A 17,618-nucleotide genomic window follows, 5' to 3' on the forward strand; every position below is an offset into this window, starting at 1 on the left:
GCGTACCGGACGATAAAAAACAGCGGGCCGCCCGGTAAATCCGGGACGGTCCGCTGCAAAGAGAGGGCTTTGGATTATTCCAGCTCAAAGGCGCCGGTGTACAGCTGATAATACACACCGTGCTGAGCGATTAGATCCTCGTGGTCGCCCCGCTCCACGATGCGGCCGTGATCCAGCACCATGATGGCGTCGGAGTTGCGGACGGTGGACAGGCGGTGGGCGATAACGAAGACGGTGCGCCCGCACATCAGGGAGTCCATGCCCCGCTGGACGATGGCCTCGGTACGGGTATCGATGGAAGAGGTAGCCTCATCCAGGATCATGACCGGGGGATCGGCCACGGCGGCCCGAGCGATGGCAATCAGCTGCCGCTGGCCCTGGGACAGGTTGGCGCCGTTGCCGGTGAGCATGGTGTCATACCCCTGGGGCAGACGGCGGATGAAGTCGTCTGCGTTGGCCAGCACGGCGGCGGCCTCCACCTCCTCGTCGGTGGCGTCCAGGTTGCCGTAGCGGATGTTCTCGCGGACGGTACCGGTAAAGAGGTTGGTGTCCTGGAGCACGATGCCCAGAGAGCGCCGCAGATCGGTCTTCTTGATGTCGTTGATGGAGATGCCGTCGTAGTGGATCTTGCCGTCAGCGATGTCGTAGAACCGGTTGATCAGGTTGGTAATGGTGGTCTTGCCCGCGCCGGTGGCACCCACGAAGGCCAGCTTCTGGCCGGGCTTGGCGAAGAGGCTGATGTCGTGGAGGATGGTCTTGCCCTCCTCGTAGGCGAAGTCCACGTGGTCGAAGCGCACGTCGCCGGCCAGCTTGGTGTATTTGTAGCTGCCGTCCTCCTGAGGGACCTTCCAGGCCCACAGGTTGGTGTGCTCCTTAGTCTCATACAGCTTGTCGTCCTGATCGAAGGCCACATTCACCAGCGTGACGGTGCCGTGGTCCTCCTCGGCAGGCTCATCCATCAGGTCGAAGATACGCTGGGCGCCGGCCAGAGCCATGACCACCGAGTTGAGCTGCTGGGAGATCTGGCTGATAGGGTTGGACAGGCTCTTGGACAGCTGCAGGAAGGTGGCGATCACGCCCAGGGTGATGCCCGAGCCGATGCCGCTGAGGGCCAGGGCGCCGCCGGCCATGGCGATGATGACATACTGGATGTTGCCGATGTTGATGAGGATAGGCATGAGGATGTTGGCGTACTTGTTGGCCTTGTCGGCGCTCTCGAAGAGGGCGTCGTTCACCGCGTCAAAGCCCTCCTGGGCCTCCTCCTCGTGGCAGAAGACCTTGACTACCTTCTGGCCGTTGATCATCTCCTCGATATAGCCGTTCAGATCGCCCAGCTTCACCTGCTGGCGGACAAAGTGGCGGCCGCTCCGCCCCGCCAGAAAGCGGGTGACGCCCAGCATGGCGGCCACGCACAGGATGACCACGCCGGTGAGCAGCAGATCCGTGGTCAGCATGCCGATCAGGGCCACCACGATCATCATCATGGAGTTGATGACCTGGGGGATGCTCTGGGACAGCATCTGCCGCAGGGTGTCCACGTCGTTGGTGTAGATGCTCATGATATCGCCGTGGGCATGGGTGTCGAAGTATTTGATGGGCAGGGACTGCATGTGGCTGAACAGGTCGTCCCGGATCTTCTTCTGCACCCCCTGGGAGATGGTGACCATCAGCCGGTTATAGGCCAGGGCGCACAGGGCGCCAGTGAGGTACAGGCAGCCCATCAGGATGAGGGCGTGGATCAGCCCGTCAAACACCGGGTTGTCCATGGCCAGCAGGGGCGTGATATAGTCGTCGATGAGGGAGCCCAGAAAGAGGGCGGCGGACACCGAGGCGATGGCGCTGACCATGATACAGATCAGCACCAGCACGAATTTGACGGCGTAGCCCCGGCCCACATAGCGCAGCAGGCGGCGGATAGTCTGGGACTTCTTGACAGACGGCCGGGCGTGGTCAGGCTTCATCCTCGCCGCCTCCTTTCGTCTGGGATTCGTAGATCTCGCGGTAGATATCGCAGCTGCCGAGCAGCTCCTCGTGGGTGCCCATGGCGGCCACTCTGCCGCCGTCCATCACCAGGATCTGGTCGGCGTCCTCAATGGAGGAGATGCGCTGGGCGATAATAAACTTGGTGGTGTCCGGGATCTCCTCCCGGAAGGCCTTGCGGATGAGGGCGTCGGTCTTGGTATCCACGGCGGAGGTGGAGTCATCCAGGATCAGGATCCTGGGCTTTTTCAGCAGGGCCCGGGCGATGCACAGCCGCTGCTTCTGGCCGCCGGACACGTTGGAGCCCCCCTGCTCGATGTGGGTATCGTACTGGTCGGGGAACTCCCGGATGAAGCCGTCGGCCTGGGCCAGCTCGCAGGCCCGGACCAGCTCCTCGTCGGTGGCCTCCTTGTTGCCCCAGCGCAGGTTCTCCTTGATGGTGCCGGAGAAGAGCACGTTCTTCTGGAGCACCATGGCCACCTGCTCCCGCAGGGCCTCCATGTCGTAGTCCCGCACGTCCACGCCGCCCACCAGCACCCGGCCCTCGGTGGCGTCGTACAGACGGGGGATGAGCTGGACCAGGGTGGTCTTGGAGGTGCCGGTGCCGCCCAGAATGCCCACCGTCTCGCCGGAGCGGATGGTGAGATCTACCCCCTTCAGGCACTCCTTCTCCGGGTCCCGGGCATAGCTGAAGCCCACGTTCTCAAAGACCACGGAGCCGTCCTTCACCTCTTTCACGGGATCGGGGCCGTTCTTCAGGTCGCTCTCCTCGTTGAGCAGCTCCACGATGCGCTCGGCGGAGGCCCGGGCCAGCACGATCTGCACCAGCACCATGGACAGCATCATCAGGCTCATGAGGATCATCATGATATAGCTGAACATGCTGGTGAGCTGACCGGTGGTCAGCTGGCCGCCCACCACCAGGTTGGCGCCCAGCCAGGACACGGTGAGCATACAGCCGTAGACACACAGCTGCATCAGGGGCATATTGAAGGAGAGGATCTTCTCCGCCTTGGTGAAGTCCATATAGATCTCGTTGGACACCTTGCCGAACTTCTCCCGCTCGTGGTCCTCCCGCACAAAGGACTTGACCACCCGGATGCCCAGCAGGTTCTCCTGTACCACGTTGTTCAGCCAGTCGTACTTCTTGAACACCCGCTCAAAAAGAGGATGGGCGGACTTCATGATGACCAGCAGGCCCACCGCCAGGACGGGAATGACAATCAGGAAGATGAGCGCCAGCTTGGGGTTGATGGAGAAGGTCAGGCCCCAAGCGCAGATGAGCATGATGGGGCAGCGCACCGCAATGCGGATAATCATCATGAAGGCCATCTGCACGTTGGTCACGTCGGTGGTCAGGCGGGTGATGATACCGCCGGTGGAAAATTTATCAATGTTGGCAAAGGAAAACTTCTGCACGTTGCGGTACATCTCCCGGCGCAGGTTGCGGGAGAAGCCGGTAGATGCCCGGGCGGCAAACCGGCCGGACAGTGCACCCAGCAGCAGTGCCATCAGGGCCATGACCACTACCAGAATACCGTACTGGAAAATGCGGCTCATGTTGCCCGCCTTGACGCCCTCGTCCAGCAGCTTGCCGGTCATCATGGGGATAAATACATCAAAGGCCACCTCGCCGATCACAAAGATGGGCGTGAGGATGGTATCCCGCTTGAACTCCTGAATGCAGCTGATCAGGCTGCGCTTTTTCTTCATAGGGTTCCCTCCTTTGGATTCGCTGTGCCCAAACTGCACCGACTGTTTGGGCGTTTTATAAGCCGTCCGGGGGACGGCTTACATCAGATTCTGCTTTAATTTTTCCACGGTGCTGAGAAATTGCTCCACCTCCGCCTGACTGATGCCGCGGGTCAGCTGATTTTCCACGCTGCTGATCTGGTCCATCACCTTCTGATGAAGGGCGTCTGCCTTGGGAGTGGTGGTCACCCGCTTGAGCCGGGCGTCCCGCTCCACCGACTGACGGACCACATACCCCTGGGCCTCCAGTCGCTTGAGCAGACGGGAAGCAGTGGACCGGCGGATGTAGAAGGCCTCTTCAATGTCCTTCTGGCATACCTCCTGGTCCCGATTGTGGCACAAAAAGCCCAATAACTTCACCTGCATCTCGGTAAAGTCATCCCCACCGTTGGAGCAGGTGGTCTCCAGCACTTTGCGCCGCAGCAGATTGGACAGGGCTTTGATCTCGTAGCCCACGTGGCGCTCCTGCCGCATTCCGTCATCTCCTTTTCTCGTACTATATTCAGTTTAGTTTGTCTGCTAACAGTTGTCAATGCACAACATTCACAAAACCCCGTGGAAAGTCAAGCTTTCATTCTGTCACCCTCTTTTTATACCTTAAATGAACCTTAAATCTTCTCGTTTCCTTGGTTTGTCCCTTCCGCAAAAAGGCGCAAAAAGGCCCGCCGCAGCACGCGGCGGGCCTTTGAAGGCACTTGATTTACTGCTTTTCCCGGTCGGCCACAATGAGCCGCTTGACCGCCTCGATGCCCACCTCCAGGGCGGCGGAGAGGTCGTGGCTCTCGGCCTGATCCAGCCCGGCGGCCTCCCGCTCCTGGTTCCAGATCACATGGAAGCAGGAGCCGCAGCGCACGCCCAGGGCGGCGGCGCAGCAGAACAGAGCCGCCGACTCCATCTCGGAGGCCAGCACGCCAAGCCGCTTCCAGGCCTCCCACTTGTAGAGCAGCTCCTGAGCCACCGGCATCCGGGCGGGGCTGTGCTGGCCGTAGAAGGAGTCCTTGCACTGGACCACACCAGCATGCCAGGGCTTACCCAGTGCCTTGGCGGCCTCCACCAGGGCGGTCTGCACCTCATAGTCGGACACGGCGGGGAACTCGATGGGCGCATACTCCCGGCTGGTACCCTCATGGCGGACCGCGCCGGTGGCGATGACCACATCGTCGCTCTTGACCGGCAGGGCGATGCCGCCGCAGGTGCCTACCCGGATAAAGGTATCCGCCCCGATGTTGTGGAGCTCCTCCATGGCGATCACGGCGGAAGGGCCGCCGATACCGGTGGAGCACACACTCACCTTCTCCCCCAGCAGGGTTCCGGTGTAGATGGTGTACTCCCGGTTGGAGCCGATCTTCACCGGGTTGTCAAAATAGGCCGCGATTTTCTCGCAGCGGCCGGGATCGCCGGGCAGGAAGCAGTAGCGTCCTACGTCTCCGGCCTTACATTTAATATGAAATTGCAGCTCATGCTCATGCATTGCGATGTACCTCCTTGGGAATCAGAAAGAGCCCGGCAGGCCGGGCAGTAACACAGTTATTATAACAGTTTTTTCTCCCGTTTACAAGGTGCACAAACCGCTGCTCATTTTGTAACGATTTGTTGTTGCTTTTTTCAGGCAACCGATTTAAAATATTCCTGGCCCAACAGGCATCCTTATTTTGTCTGGCAGGGTACATCTGTGAGAAAGGAGAACGCAAGCGATGAAGCGAGCGGTTGTCATGTCCTCCCTGGCCCTGGTATGCGGACTGCTGCTGGGCTGGCTGGTGGGCAGCGGATTTCTTCCCGTTGCACAAACCAACGCCTCCGCTATCTCCCCTGCTGTCTCCCCCGGACTTCTCACCAACAATCGGTACGGAGCTTCCACCTCTCCAGTGGAGGAGCCGCTGGACACCGAGGATAACACTCCTCTGCTGGACCGGGCCGGTCAGGTTCTGGAGGCGCTGAAAGAGAAAAACTATGCCGCTCTGTCCCGACTGGTCCACCCGGAGCTGGGCGTCACCCTGACTCCCTACTCCACTGTGGACCCTGCCTGTGACAATGTGCTCACCCAGGCCGAAGTGGCCCGTCTGTCCACCGATGACGAGGTCTACACCTGGGGCCTCTATGACGGCTCCGGCGAACCCATCCGCTGCACCGGTCAGGAGTACTTTGACCGTTATGTATTTAATGTAGACTACACCGAGGCTCCCCAGGTGGGCATCGACACCATTCTCATCAGCGGCAACGCTCTGGAAAATGTGGAGGCCGCCTATGAAAACGGCCGCTTTGTGGAGTACCACTTCCCCGGTATTGATCCTGCCCGGGAGGGCTTTGACTGGTGCTCCCTCAAGCTGGTGTTTGAGGTGTGGAACAACGACTGGTATCTGGTGGGCATGATCCACAGCGAGTGGACGGTCTGATCATTCTGCTCTTCCCTATCCTGCCGGCCTATGCCGGCAGGATTTTTTGTTTGGTCCGCGATTTGTGAAAGAGTGCTTGCATCCGAGAACAGATTGCGTTAAGATGGGCTTTATAATCGAAGTGAACCTGCAGGACAAGCTTTCTGGTGTGTGGGGATCGCCTCTCCCTGCGGGCACGATCGTACGCGGATACAGTGATATCCCGAAAGGATGAGTGCAGTTTGAAAATCATCATCGTGGGAGACGGAAAAGTGGGCTTTACCCTGGCGGAACACCTCTCTCAGGAGGAGCATAACGTCACCGTGATCGACACCAACGACGACGCGCTGCGCCGGGCCTCCGAGTCCCTGGACGTGATGTGTGTCAAGGGCAACGGTGCCTCTCTCTCCGCATTGAAGGAAGCCGGGGCCAGTTCTGCGGATGTACTGATCGCGGCTACCAGCCTGGACGAGGTGAACATGGTGTGCTGCCTGACCGCCAAGCGTCTGGGCACCAAATTCACCATTGCCCGGGTACGAAACGTGGAATACGCCATGGAGCTGGCCAGCATGAAAGAAGAACTGGGCATCGACATGGCCATCAACCCGGAGAATGCCACCGCCGTGGAGATCTCCCGGCTACTGCGCTTCCCCAACGCCGCCAACATCGAGACCTTCTGCCGGGGCCGGGTGGAATTGATCAGCTTCCGGGTGCGGGAGGGCGACTTCCTGGCGGGTCAGCCCCTGTCTGCCCAGACCGGCAAGATCCGGGAACTGGCCATGCTGGTGTGCGCAGTGGAACGGGAGGACGGCGAGGTCATCATTCCCGACGGCTCCTTTGTGCCCCGGGTAGGTGACCGGCTTTATCTGGTGGGCCAGCCCTCCGGTCTGACCTCCTTCTTCCGTCTGCTGGGCCGGCACACCCCCAAGCTCCACTCCGCCTTTATCATCGGCGGCGGGCGGGTCGCCCACTATCTGACCTCCATCCTCCTTAAGCTGGGCATGCAGGTCAAGGTCGTGGAGCGCAACCTGGAGCGCTGCCGTCTCCTCAGCGATATGCTGCCTCACGCCCTCATCATCCAGGGCGACGGCACTGACCAGGAGCTGCTGGAGGAGGAGAACGCCAGCGCCTCCGACGCCTTTATCGCTCTCACCGACCGGGATGAGGACAACATTCTCATCTCCCTGTACGCCATGCAGCAGGGGGTGAAAAAGGTGGTTGCCAAGTCCAACCGGCAGAATTACACCGGCATCGCCCACGCCGCCGGTCTGGACAGCGTTATCTCCCCCAAGCTCATCACCGCCAGCCAGATCCTCCAGGTGGTCCGCGGCATGCAGAACTCCAAGGGCAGTGTCATGAACGCCCTTTATAAGATCTGTGACGGCCACGCCGAGGCGCTGGAGTTTATCGCCAACGAAACCACCCACAACCAGGGTATCCCCCTGAAGGATCTGCGGCTGAAAAAGGGCATCCTCATCGCCGTACTGGTCCACAATGGACAAATCGTTATTCCCGACGGCTCCACCTCTATTACCTCCGGCGATACCGTCATTCTCATCTCCCGCAACCACGGCATTCTGGATCTGAATGACATCTATGAGGATTCTCTGCTGGATCTGGGGGCTGCGCAATGAACTTCAGACTGGTATTCAAGGTCACAGGCAAGGCCCTGATGGTGGAGGCCGTGTCCATGCTGATCCCCCTGCTGGTGAGCCTGATCTACCAGGAGGACCCCACCCCCTTCCTCTACACCATTCCGCTGGTGATGATCATCGGCTTTCTGCTCTCCCTCATGCCCAGCAACGACCACTTCTTCCCCCGGGAGGGTTTCTTCTCCGTAGCCCTGATCTGGCTGCTGATGGGCGCCTTCGGCGCGCTTCCCTTCTTCTTTAGCGGCTACTTCAATTCCTACATCGACTGCTTCTTTGAGGCGGTTTCCGGCTTCACCACCACTGGTGCCTCTATTCTGACGGCGGTGGAGCCCCTGCCCCGGGGCATCCTGTTCTGGCGCTCCTTCATCCACTGGCTGGGCGGTATGGGTGTGCTCATCCTCACCATCGCTCTGCTGCCCAGTCTGGGCGCCCGCACCCTCCACCTGATGAAGGCGGAGAGCCCAGGCCCGGTGGTCAGCAAGCTGGTACCCAAGAGCAGCCAGTCCTCCAAGATCCTGTACGGGATCTATTGCGCCCTCACCGCCATCGAGGTCATTATCCTGCGCATTGCCGGCATGCCCTGGTACGACAGCATCGTCCACTCCTTCGCCACTGCCGGTACCGGCGGCTTCTCCACCCGCAACCTCTCTATTGCGGCCTATGGCAGTCCCGCCATCGAGATCATCATCACCATCTTCATGCTGCTGTTCTCGGTAAACTTCTCCCTGTACTTTTTGCTGCTGTGCGGCAAGGTTAAGCAGGTACTTAAAAGCGACGAGCTGCGCTTCTTCCTCATTATCGTCTTCGCCAGCATCGTTTTGATCTCCATCAACATCTGGGATCTCTATCCCACCGGCGGCGAGTCCATCCGCCACGCCGCCTTCCAGGTGGGCTCCATCATCTCTACTACCGGCTTTGCCAGTACCGACTTTAACCTGTGGCCGGAGTTCTCCAGAATATTGCTGGTGCTGCTTATGTTCATCGGCGCCTGTGCCGGCTCTACCGGCGGCGCCATCAAGTGCTCCCGTGTACTGCTGCTGGGCCGGTGCATCAAGCGGGAGATCCGGCAGGTCATTCATCCCAGAGCGGTCAACGTGGTCAAGCTGGATGGCCGCGTGGTGGATGAGAGCGGTCTGCGTTCCGTGCATATCTTCTTCTCCGCCTACATCCTCATCACGCTGGGGGCCACCCTGCTGGTTTCCCTCGACAACTACTCCTTCGGCACCACCTTTACCGCTGTGGTCTCCTGCATCGGCAACATCGGCCCCGGCCTGGAACTGGTGGGCCCCATGGGCAACTACGCCCTCTTTTCCGGCTTTTCCAAGCTAGTCCTCTCCCTGTGTATGATTATCGGACGGCTGGAAGTTCTGCCCATTTTAGTGCTCTTTAGCGGAAATGCATGGAAACGTTCTTGAACTGGCCATTCGTTTTTGTCCAAAGCGTCAAATCCACGGATTTGACGCTTTCTTTTTTGAATACTCTTGCCAAGCGGATGTATTTTGAGGTATTATAGGGATGTCTGTAAAACCGGAAAGCCTTACGCTGCAAGGACTTTCCGAAATAAAGGAGTTGGGTAAGATGATCGAAAACCTCTTTTGGGTCGGTCTAGTAGGCGCTTTAATCGCGCTTATCTTCGCCGTAACCCAAGCAAGAAAGGTGCTAAAGTTCTCTGAGGGCACCGAACTGATGCAAAAGCTCGCTGCATCCATTCGCAAAGGCGCTAACGCTTACCTTAAGCGTCAGTATACCACCGTCGCGAAGATCTTTATTATTGTCTTCGTGATCCTGCTGGTTCTGGCCTGGCAGAATATGCTGGATAACTGGTTTATCCCCTTCGCCTTCCTCACCGGCGGCATCTATTCCGGTCTGGCCGGCTTCGTCGGCATGAAGATCGCCACTTCCGCCAACGCCCGTACCGCCAACGCTGCTCATGAGAGCCTGAACCGCGGTCTGAACGTGGCCTTCTCCTCCGGCGCCGTCATGGGCTTCACCGTGGTTGGCCTGGGCCTGCTGGACGTGTCCATCTGGTTCCACATCCTGAAGTACATCGCCGGCTTCGACGGCGCTCAGATCGCTCAGACCATGGTTATGTTCGGCATGGGCGCCTCCTTCATGGCTCTGTTCGGCCGTGTGGGCGGCGGTATCTTCACCAAGGCCGCCGACGTGGGCGCTGACCTGGTGGGTAAGGTTGAGGCCGGTATCCCCGAGGATGACCCCCGCAACCCCGCCACCATCGCCGACAACGTGGGCGACAACGTGGGCGACGTGGCCGGCATGGGCGCCGACCTGTACGAGTCCTACGTTGGCTCCATCCTGGCTACCTTCGCTCTGGGCGCTGCTGCTTACTCTGCTGAGGGCAAGGTCTGGAACGCCATGCTGCTTCCCCTGGTCATCGCTGTTGTGGGCGTTATCTGCTCCGTGCTGGGCAGCTTCCTGATCCGCACTAAGGAGGACGCCACTCAGAAGTCCCTGCTGGCCACCCTGCGTAAGGGCACCTACACCGCCGCCGTTCTGGCCGCCATCATTGCTGCCCCTGTGACCTACTACATCATGGGTTCCTGGGGTCCCTACATCGCCATCCTGGCTGGTCTGGTCGCCGGCTGCGCCATCGGCTACTTCACCGAGTACTACACCTCCGACACCTATAAGCCCACTCAGAACCTGGCCGACTCCACCGAGACCGGCGCTGCTACCACCATCATCGGCGGTATCTCTCTGGGTATGCTGTCCACTGCCGCTCCCATCATCATCATCGGCATCGCCATCATCGTCTCCTTCCTGGCTGCCGGCGGCTCCCTGACCACCGGCGGTGCCGACTATGAGCTGCTCTTCTCCAAGGGCCTGTACGGCATCGGCATCGCCGCCGTGGGCATGCTGTCCACCCTGGGCATCACCCTGGCTACCGACGCTTACGGCCCCGTGGCCGACAACGCCGGCGGCATCGCCGAGATGAGCGGCCTGGGCGAGGAGGTCCGCAATCGCACCGACGCCCTGGACTCCCTGGGCAACACCACCGCTGCTACCGGTAAGGGCTTCGCCATCGGCTCCGCTGCTCTGACCGCTCTGGCTCTGCTGGTCTCCTACGTGGACGTGGTCAAGGGCAAGCTGGACCACGCCATGGACCTGTCCCTCACCAACCCCGCCGTGCTGGTGGGTCTGTTCGTGGGCGCCATGCTCACCTTCATCTTCGCTGCCCTCACCATGAGCGGTGTGCAGCGCGCCGCCCAGTCCATCGTGGTGGAGGTCCGCCGTCAGTTCCGCGAGATCTCCGGCATCATGGAAGGCAAGGCTGATCCCGACTATGCTTCCTGCGTGGACCTGTGCACCAAGGGCGCTCTGCATGAGATGGTCATCCCCTCCCTGCTGGCCATCATCGTTCCCGTTATCGTGGGCCTGATCCTGGGCGCTGAGGCCGTTGTGGGCCTGCTGGGCGGCGTCACCGTCACCGGCTTTGTGGTGGCTGTGTTCATGTCCAACGCCGGCGGCGCTTGGGACAACGCCAAGAAGTACATTGAGGCCGGCCATCACGGCGGCAAGGGTTCCGACTGCCACAAGGCCGCCGTGATCGGCGACACCGTGGGCGATCCCTTCAAGGACACCTCCGGCCCCTCTCTGAACATCCTGATCAAGCTGTGCTCCACCGTTTCCATCGTGTTCTCCGGCCTGATCACCACCATTCACCTGTTCTAATCGAACCTAAAAAAAGGACGCCTGCGGGCGTCCTTTTTTTATACCTATTTAACTCAACTCAAACATGCCGTGGTACAGCTGGTAGTACTCTCCCTGCTGAGCCAGCAGGTCGTCGTGACTGCCCCGCTCCACGATCTGGCCCTGTTCCAGCACCATAATGGCGTCGGCGTTGCGGACGGTGGACAGCCGATGTGCGATGACAAATACCGTCCGGCCCTCCATCAGCTGGTCCATGCCCTTCTCAATAAGGGCCTCGGTACGGGTGTCAATGGAGGAGGTAGCCTCGTCCAGAATAAGCACCGGCGGATCGGCCACCGCCGCCCGGGCAATGGCCAGCAGCTGCCGCTGGCCCTGAGACAGGTTGGCGCCGTCGGCTGTCACCATGGTGTCATACCCCTGGGGCAGGCGGCGGATAAAGGAATCGGCGTTGGCGATCTTGGCCGCCTGCTCTACCTCCTCCATGGTGGCATCCAGCTTGCCGAAGCGGATGTTGTCGGCAATGGTGCCGGTAAACAGGTGGGTATCCTGAAGTACCATGCCCAGGGAGCGGCGCAGGTCGTCCTTTTTGATGTCCTTGACGTCGATGCCGTCGTAGGTCACCGTTCCCTTCTGCACGTCGTAAAACCGGTTGATCAGGTTGGTAATGGTGGTCTTGCCCGCGCCGGTAGAGCCCACAAAGGCGATCTTCTGGCCGGGCTTTGCAAAGAGGCTGATATCCTTCAGAATGGGGTGGCCGTCGTCATAGCCGAAGGTAACATGCTCAAAGCGGACGTCCCCCCGCAGGGGTACCCCGGAGCCGTCCGGCTTGCGCCACACCCAGCTTCCATCCGCCTTCTCCAGCCGCACGGTGCCCTCGTCCACCTCGGGCGGCTGATCCATGGCCTCAAAGACCCGCTCGGCGCCTGCCAGGGCGGCCAGCAGGAAGTTGGTCTGCTGGGTAAATTGGTTGATGGGCATGGCAGCCTGCCGCACAAAGACCAGATAGCTGGCCAGGCTGCCCACGTCGGTCATGCCGGCCATGGCCATATAGCCGCCCAAAGCGGCCACGATGGCATAGTTGATATAGGAGATGCTCACCACCGCCGGGATCATGGTGGCGGCATACCCCTGCGCGCCGGTGCCCGCCTTGCGGAGGGCCTCGTTCTTCTCCCGAAAGATCCGCAGGTTGGCCGTTTCGTGGTTAAAGACCTTGACCACCTTCTGGCCCGCCACCATCTCTTCGATGTAGCCGTCCAGGTCACCCAGGGCGGCCTGCTGCTTGTTGTAGTAGGCCTTACTCCGCTTTCCGCTGAACCGGATATAGAGGAACATGACCACGTAACACACCGCCACCACCAGGGTAAGCCGCCAGTTGAGGATAAACAGCATAGTCAGAGTACCTACCACCTGGATAAAGCTCTGGATTACCATGGCGAAGCTATTGTTGAGGGCGTCGGAGATGGTGTCCACATCGTTGGTGAAGTAGCTCATCACGTCGCCGTGTCGGCGGGTATCGAAGAAGCGGAGGGGCAGCTTCTGAAGGTGGGCAAACAGATCCCGCCGGATGTCATAGAGCACCTTCTGAGCCGCCTTCACCATGGTCTGGGTGTAGCCCCAGGCCGCAAGCGCCCCCGCCAGATAGATGAAGGCGGTGAGGATCACGCCCCGCAGCAGGGCCTCCACTCCCCCAGTGGCCAGATTATTGACCACCGGCCGGATCATATAGGTGCCCAAAAGATTGGCCAGGGCGCTGATGGTGACCAGCACCGCCACCACCAGCAGCAGGAATTTGTGCCGCCCCATGTAGGACAGGAGGGTGCGCAGGGTATAGCCCAGATGCTTGGGCTTCTTGGCGCTGAGCTGTCTAGCCATGTTCCTCCCCTCCTTTCATCTGGGACGCATAGATCTCCTGGTAGATGGGATCGTGATCCAGCAGCTCCTGATGGGTACCGGCGGCGTGGATTCTGCCGTCTTCCAGGATCACAATAAGGTCGGTATGCATCACCGAGGTGATCCGCTGGGCAATGATGATTTTGGTCACGCCGGTGAGTCCGGCCAGCGCGCTCCGGATCTTGCCCTCGGTGGCGGTGTCCACCGCCGAGGTGGAGTCGTCAAAAATCAGGATCTTGGGATGCTTCAGCAGCGCCCGGGCAATGCACAGCCGCTGCTTCTGCCCGCCGGAGACATTGACGCCCCCCTGACCCAAATCGGTATCCAAGCCGTTGGGCATCCGCTCCAAAAACTCATCGGCACAGGCCGCCCGGCAGGCTGCCCACAGCGTCTCGTCATCGGCGTCCGGCGCTCCCCACTGGAGGTTCTCCCGGACGGTGCCCGAAAAGAGCACGTTCTTCTGGAGCACGATACCCACCGCATCCCGCAGGGTTGTCAGGTCATAGTCCTTTACATCGTTTCCCCCTACCTTTACCACGCCCTCGGTAGCGTCATACAGGCGGGGAATGAGCTGGACCAGGGTGGTCTTGGCGGAGCCGGTGCCGCCCAAGATGCCTACCGTCTGCCCCGCTTTGATGTTCAGGTTCACCCCGGACAGCGCATACTCCTTGGCGTCGGCATGGTACTTGAAGGACACGTTCTCAAAGGCCACACTGCCGTCGGGCACCTCCCCCACCGGCTCCTTCGGCGAGGTAAGGGCGGGCTCCTCGTCCAGCACCTCGGCAATGCGGTGGGCGCTGGCCAGGGACCGGGTGAGCAGCAGGAACACGTTGGAGATCATCATAAAGGAATTCATAACCTGGAGCACATAACTGAGGAAGCCGGTCAGCTCTCCCACCTGAAGGCCGCCGCTGAGGATCATGCCGCCGCCAAACCACAGGATCAGCACCACAGCGGTGTACATGGTAAACTGGAAGGCGGGTAGATTGAGCACCGCGAAATGGAAGGTCCGCTGGCTGGTAGCCATCAGCTCCTCATTGACCTCCCGGAATTTCTCCTCCTCGTACTCTCCCCGGACAAAAGCCTTCACCGCCCGGATGGCGGTCAGGCCCTCCTGCACCACATTGTTGACCTTATCCACGGACTTCTGGAGCCGTCCATACATGGGGGCCACCTTGCGCACCACCAGGAAGAGAATCAGGCCCAGAATGGGCGCGGTCACCACGAAAATGAGGGCCAGCCGGGCATTCATCCAGAAGGACAGGCCCAGGCCCATCACCAGCATCACCGGGCTGCGCACCAGGGGCCGCAGGACGCCGTTGATGGCGTTCTGGAGCACCGTCACGTCGCTGGTCAGCCGGGTGACCAGGGAGGAACTCTCAAACCGGTCCAGGTTGGAGAAGGCATAGTCCTGGACCCGCTCATACTGGGCCTCCCGGATACGGGCGCCCCAGCCGTAGGCCGCCCGGGCGGCAAACCGGGCGTACAGCAGGCCGGTGATCAGAGCCAGCAGGGCGCACACACCCATCTGGACGCCCTTGACCACGATGTAATGCAGATCCCGGCCCTCTACGCCCACGTCGATGAGGTCGGCCATCAGCACCGGGATCACCAGCTCAAAGGCGGTCTCCACCAGCACCAGAAGGGCTCCGATGAGCAGATCCCGCCGGTAGGGCCCCAGGTAGGACAGCAGCCGCTTCAGTTCCTTCATGGCTGTCCCTCCTTTTCCGCCTTGAGATTGCGGTAGGCCCGGCCCAGGTAGTCGGCAAACCGCTCCCGCTCCTCCGGCGTAAAGCCCTCCAGCATCCGCTCCTCCATTCCCCGGCAGCAGCTCTCCCAGGCGTCGTAGGCCGCCTGCCCCGCCGGTGTGATCTCCACCCGGCCCCGGCGCTTGTCCTGTCCGTCCCCGCAGCGGGTCACAAAGCCCCCCTTTTGCAGGCTGTCCAGCATGCGGCACACCGCCGCCGGGTCGATCTCAAAGTAATCGGCCAGCTGGCGCTGGCAGCTGGGACCGTTGCGGCTGAGATAGCCCAGCAGCTTGGGCTGTCCCGTGCCCAGGCCCACCTCCGACAGGCAGGGGCGCAGGGCGCCCCGCTGGGCGTGGAAGGCCCGGTAGAGCAGCATATGAAAGGTCTTCTCCATCCATCCCACCTCCAAATTGACATGTCAATCATTGATATATCAATTATATGCTCTTCCGCTCCACTGTCAAGTCTCTTTCTCACCGGGATTTTACTTGCAACCGGACCCACATCGTGGGATAATGTTACCAACGAAACCCAAAAGGAGGCCCTCCCCATGGAAGGTAAGAAAGCATATCGCCCGGAAAACCTGCACTACCTGAAAATGCTGGCCCGGCAGTACCCCAACGTCCAGGCCGCCAGTACGGAGATCATCAACCTTCATGCCATCCAGAACCTGCCCAAGGGCACGGAGCACTTTATCTCCGACGTCCACGGGGAGTATGAGGCCTTCCTTCACATTCTGAACTCGGCCTCCGGTGTGGTGCGTGAAAAGCTGGATACCCTGTTTGCCACCACCGTGTCCAAGGCCGACTTGGACCAGCTGGCCACCCTCATCTACTACCCCCAGGAGAAGCTGGAGGAGATCGAGCGGGAGACCCCCGACATGCGGGAGTGGTACCGCATCACCTTCCACCGGCTCATTGAGATGTGCCGGCTGGTCAGCTCCAAGTACACCCGCTCCAAGGTCCGTAAGGCCATGCCCCCGGAGTATGCCTACATCATCGATGAAATGATCCATACCCACTACGAGGACAAGGACAAGCGGGACTACTACGAAAACATCATCTCCACCATCATCGACATCGACCGGGCCTCCAACTTCCTGGTGCAGCTGTGCGAGCTCATCAAGCGCCTGGCGGTGGATCACCTCCACCTGGTGGGCGACATCTTCGACCGCGGCCCCCGGGCGGACATCATTCTGGACTCCCTGATGAACTATCACAGTGTGGATATCCAGTGGGGCAACCACGACGTGCTGTGGATGGGCGCCGCCTCCGGCTCCCGTACCCTGGTGGCCACCGTGCTGGCCAACTCCCTGCGCTACAACAACCTGGAGGTCATCGAGACCGGCTACGGCATCTCCCTGCGGCCCCTATCGGTGTTCGCCAATGAGGTGTACAAGGACTGTGACGTCCACAAGTTCGAGGTCAAACTCACCAACGAGGATGCCGCCCACTACACTGAGAAAGACAAGCTGCTCTCCGCCCGGATGCACAAGGCCATTACCATCATCCTCTTCAAGCTGGAGGGTCAGAAGCTGCTGCGCAACCCCTGCTTTGGCATGGCAGACCGGCTGCTGCTGGACAAGATCGACTACGAAAACAAGTGCATCACCCTGGGCGGCGTCACCTATCCTCTGGAAGACACCGACTTCCCCACCGTGGACCCCAACGACCCCTACACCCTCACAGAGGAGGAGAGCAGCCTCATCAACCAGCTGACCAGCTCCTTCGTCCACAGCGAGAAGCTCCAGCGCCACGTCCGCTTCCTCTACTCCAAGGGCAGCCTGTACAAGGTCTACAACGGCAACCTGCTCTTCCACGGCTGCATCCCCATGACGGAGGACGGTCAGCTCCAGTCCTTCACCATCGGCGGCGTGACCCTCTCCGGCAAGGAGTTCCTGGACTACGCCGACACCAACGCCCGCCGGGCCTACTACAGCAAGCCGGGCACCGCGGAGCGGGAGTTCGGCATGGACTTCCTCTGGTTCCTGTGGGCGGGCCGCAACAGCCCCATCTTCGGCCGGGACCGGATGACCACCTTCGAGCGGCGGCTCATTCTGGACGAGTCCACCTGGACCGAGCCCAAGAACGCCTACTATCAGCTCTACAATGACCCGGCGGTGTGCGAATTCCTCCTCAAGCAGTTCGGTCTGGAGGGTCCCCACTGCCACATCATCAACGGCCATATCCCGGTGAAATCCAAGAAGGGCGAGAGCCCCATGAAGGCAGGCGGCAAGCTGCTGGTCATCGACGGCGGCTTCTGCAAAGCCTACCAGAAGACCACCGGCATCGCCGGCTACACCCTGATCTACAACTCCTCCTGCTTCCGGCTGGTGTCCCATGAGCCCTTCGTGGGTCGGGCCAACGCCATCCGGGAGAATCAGGACATCGCCTCCTCTTCTGTTGTGTTCGAGCGGCTGGAATCCCGGCTGAAGATTGCTGGTACCGACGTGGGCCGCCAGCTCCAGGAGCAGATCGACGACCTGATGGCCCTGGTTCAGGCCTTCCGCAGCGGCGAGATCGTGGAGGACCACAAGGATTAATCTACTTATGAGA

Annotated in this window: 12 protein-coding genes; 5 read left to right on the forward strand and 7 right to left on the reverse strand. The window is 60.5% G+C overall.

Translation table 11 applies throughout. The features are described 5' to 3' along the window. Window positions 1–74: 74 nt before the first annotated feature. The 4 genes from J9789_RS06245 to udp all read right to left on the reverse strand — a co-directional run bounded on the left by J9789_RS06245 (window position 75) and on the right by udp (window position 5,203). Entirely contained in the window at window positions 75–1,961 is a 1,887-nt protein-coding gene (locus J9789_RS06245; protein ID WP_209343634.1) for an ABC transporter ATP-binding protein, read from the reverse strand. Then, window positions 1,951–3,693 (reverse strand): ABC transporter ATP-binding protein, encoded by a 1,743-nt coding sequence (locus J9789_RS06250; protein ID WP_209343636.1) that lies wholly within the window; start codon window positions 3,691–3,693, stop codon window positions 1,951–1,953. The genes J9789_RS06245 and J9789_RS06250 overlap by 11 nt, the downstream gene beginning before the upstream one ends. A gap of 78 nt (window positions 3,694–3,771) precedes the next feature. Continuing rightward, complete coding sequence (locus J9789_RS06255) at window positions 3,772–4,206, reverse strand: MarR family transcriptional regulator (RefSeq protein ID WP_209343638.1); 435 nt, start codon at window positions 4,204–4,206, stop codon at window positions 3,772–3,774. Window positions 4,207–4,432: 226 nt separating this feature from the next. After that, the gene (udp, locus tag J9789_RS06260; protein ID WP_209343640.1) at window positions 4,433–5,203 is read right to left on the reverse strand and encodes a uridine phosphorylase; all 771 of its coding nucleotides are present in this window, start codon (window positions 5,201–5,203) and stop codon (window positions 4,433–4,435) included. Window positions 5,204–5,426: 223 nt separating this feature from the next. Between udp and J9789_RS06265 the strand changes: the two genes are divergently transcribed. The 4 genes from J9789_RS06265 (at window position 5,427) to J9789_RS06280 (ending at window position 11,446) form a co-directional block, all read left to right on the forward strand. After that, on the forward strand, window positions 5,427–6,125 hold the full coding sequence (locus J9789_RS06265; RefSeq protein ID WP_209343642.1) for a hypothetical protein: 699 nt from the start codon (window positions 5,427–5,429) through the stop codon (window positions 6,123–6,125). 221 nt (window positions 6,126–6,346) lie between these two features. After that, window positions 6,347–7,738 (forward strand): Trk system potassium transporter TrkA, encoded by a 1,392-nt coding sequence (trkA, locus tag J9789_RS06270; RefSeq protein ID WP_209343644.1) that lies wholly within the window; start codon window positions 6,347–6,349, stop codon window positions 7,736–7,738. Beyond that, a complete protein-coding gene (locus tag J9789_RS06275; RefSeq protein ID WP_209343646.1) occupies window positions 7,735–9,171 on the forward strand; it encodes a TrkH family potassium uptake protein in 1,437 nt (478 codons plus the stop codon). Before trkA ends, J9789_RS06275 begins: the two co-directional genes overlap by 4 nt. A gap of 163 nt (window positions 9,172–9,334) precedes the next feature. Next, on the forward strand, window positions 9,335–11,446 hold the full coding sequence (locus tag J9789_RS06280; RefSeq protein WP_245185091.1) for a sodium-translocating pyrophosphatase: 2,112 nt from the start codon (window positions 9,335–9,337) through the stop codon (window positions 11,444–11,446). A 48-nt stretch (window positions 11,447–11,494) separates the two neighbouring features. Here J9789_RS06280 and J9789_RS06285 read toward each other — a convergent pair whose 3' ends face one another. From J9789_RS06285 to J9789_RS06295, 3 genes are read right to left on the reverse strand one after another with little or no spacing between them, the layout of a single operon-like run. Next, complete coding sequence (locus J9789_RS06285) at window positions 11,495–13,297, reverse strand: ABC transporter ATP-binding protein (protein WP_209343648.1); 1,803 nt, start codon at window positions 13,295–13,297, stop codon at window positions 11,495–11,497. Next, entirely contained in the window at window positions 13,290–15,026 is a 1,737-nt protein-coding gene (locus J9789_RS06290; RefSeq protein WP_209343650.1) for an ABC transporter ATP-binding protein, read from the reverse strand. The genes J9789_RS06285 and J9789_RS06290 overlap by 8 nt, the downstream gene beginning before the upstream one ends. Further along, window positions 15,023–15,457: a MarR family winged helix-turn-helix transcriptional regulator gene (locus J9789_RS06295; protein WP_209343652.1), complete on the reverse strand. Its 435-nt coding sequence runs from the start codon at window positions 15,455–15,457 to the stop codon at window positions 15,023–15,025. The genes J9789_RS06290 and J9789_RS06295 overlap by 4 nt, the downstream gene beginning before the upstream one ends. A 156-nt stretch (window positions 15,458–15,613) precedes the next feature. Here J9789_RS06295 and J9789_RS06300 point away from each other — a divergent pair, with 156 nt between their 5' ends. Beyond that, complete coding sequence (locus J9789_RS06300; protein ID WP_209343654.1) at window positions 15,614–17,605, forward strand: fructose-1,6-bisphosphatase; 1,992 nt, start codon at window positions 15,614–15,616, stop codon at window positions 17,603–17,605. Window positions 17,606–17,618 lie beyond the last annotated feature (13 nt).

It is taken from the genome of Flavonifractor sp. AGMB03687 (assembly GCF_017811815.1).
Taxonomy (GTDB): domain Bacteria; phylum Bacillota; class Clostridia; order Oscillospirales; family Oscillospiraceae; genus Flavonifractor.

Coding starts and splice junctions, on each gene's coding strand:
- J9789_RS06245 (WP_209343634.1), bottom strand. CDS start 1,961: ATGAAGCCTGACCACGCCCGGCCGTCTGTCAAGAAGTCCCAGACTATC.
- J9789_RS06250 (WP_209343636.1), bottom strand. CDS start 3,693: ATGAAGAAAAAGCGCAGCCTGATCAGCTGCATTCAGGAGTTCAAGCGG.
- J9789_RS06255 (WP_209343638.1), bottom strand. CDS start 4,206: ATGCGGCAGGAGCGCCACGTGGGCTACGAGATCAAAGCCCTGTCCAAT.
- udp (WP_209343640.1), bottom strand. CDS start 5,203: ATGCATGAGCATGAGCTGCAATTTCATATTAAATGTAAGGCCGGAGAC.
- J9789_RS06265 (WP_209343642.1), top strand. CDS start 5,427: ATGAAGCGAGCGGTTGTCATGTCCTCCCTGGCCCTGGTATGCGGACTG.
- J9789_RS06275 (WP_209343646.1), top strand. CDS start 7,735: ATGAACTTCAGACTGGTATTCAAGGTCACAGGCAAGGCCCTGATGGTG.
- J9789_RS06280 (WP_245185091.1), top strand. CDS start 9,335: ATGATCGAAAACCTCTTTTGGGTCGGTCTAGTAGGCGCTTTAATCGCG.
- J9789_RS06285 (WP_209343648.1), bottom strand. CDS start 13,297: ATGGCTAGACAGCTCAGCGCCAAGAAGCCCAAGCATCTGGGCTATACC.
- J9789_RS06290 (WP_209343650.1), bottom strand. CDS start 15,026: ATGAAGGAACTGAAGCGGCTGCTGTCCTACCTGGGGCCCTACCGGCGG.
- J9789_RS06295 (WP_209343652.1), bottom strand. CDS start 15,457: ATGGAGAAGACCTTTCATATGCTGCTCTACCGGGCCTTCCACGCCCAG.
- J9789_RS06300 (WP_209343654.1), top strand. CDS start 15,614: ATGGAAGGTAAGAAAGCATATCGCCCGGAAAACCTGCACTACCTGAAA.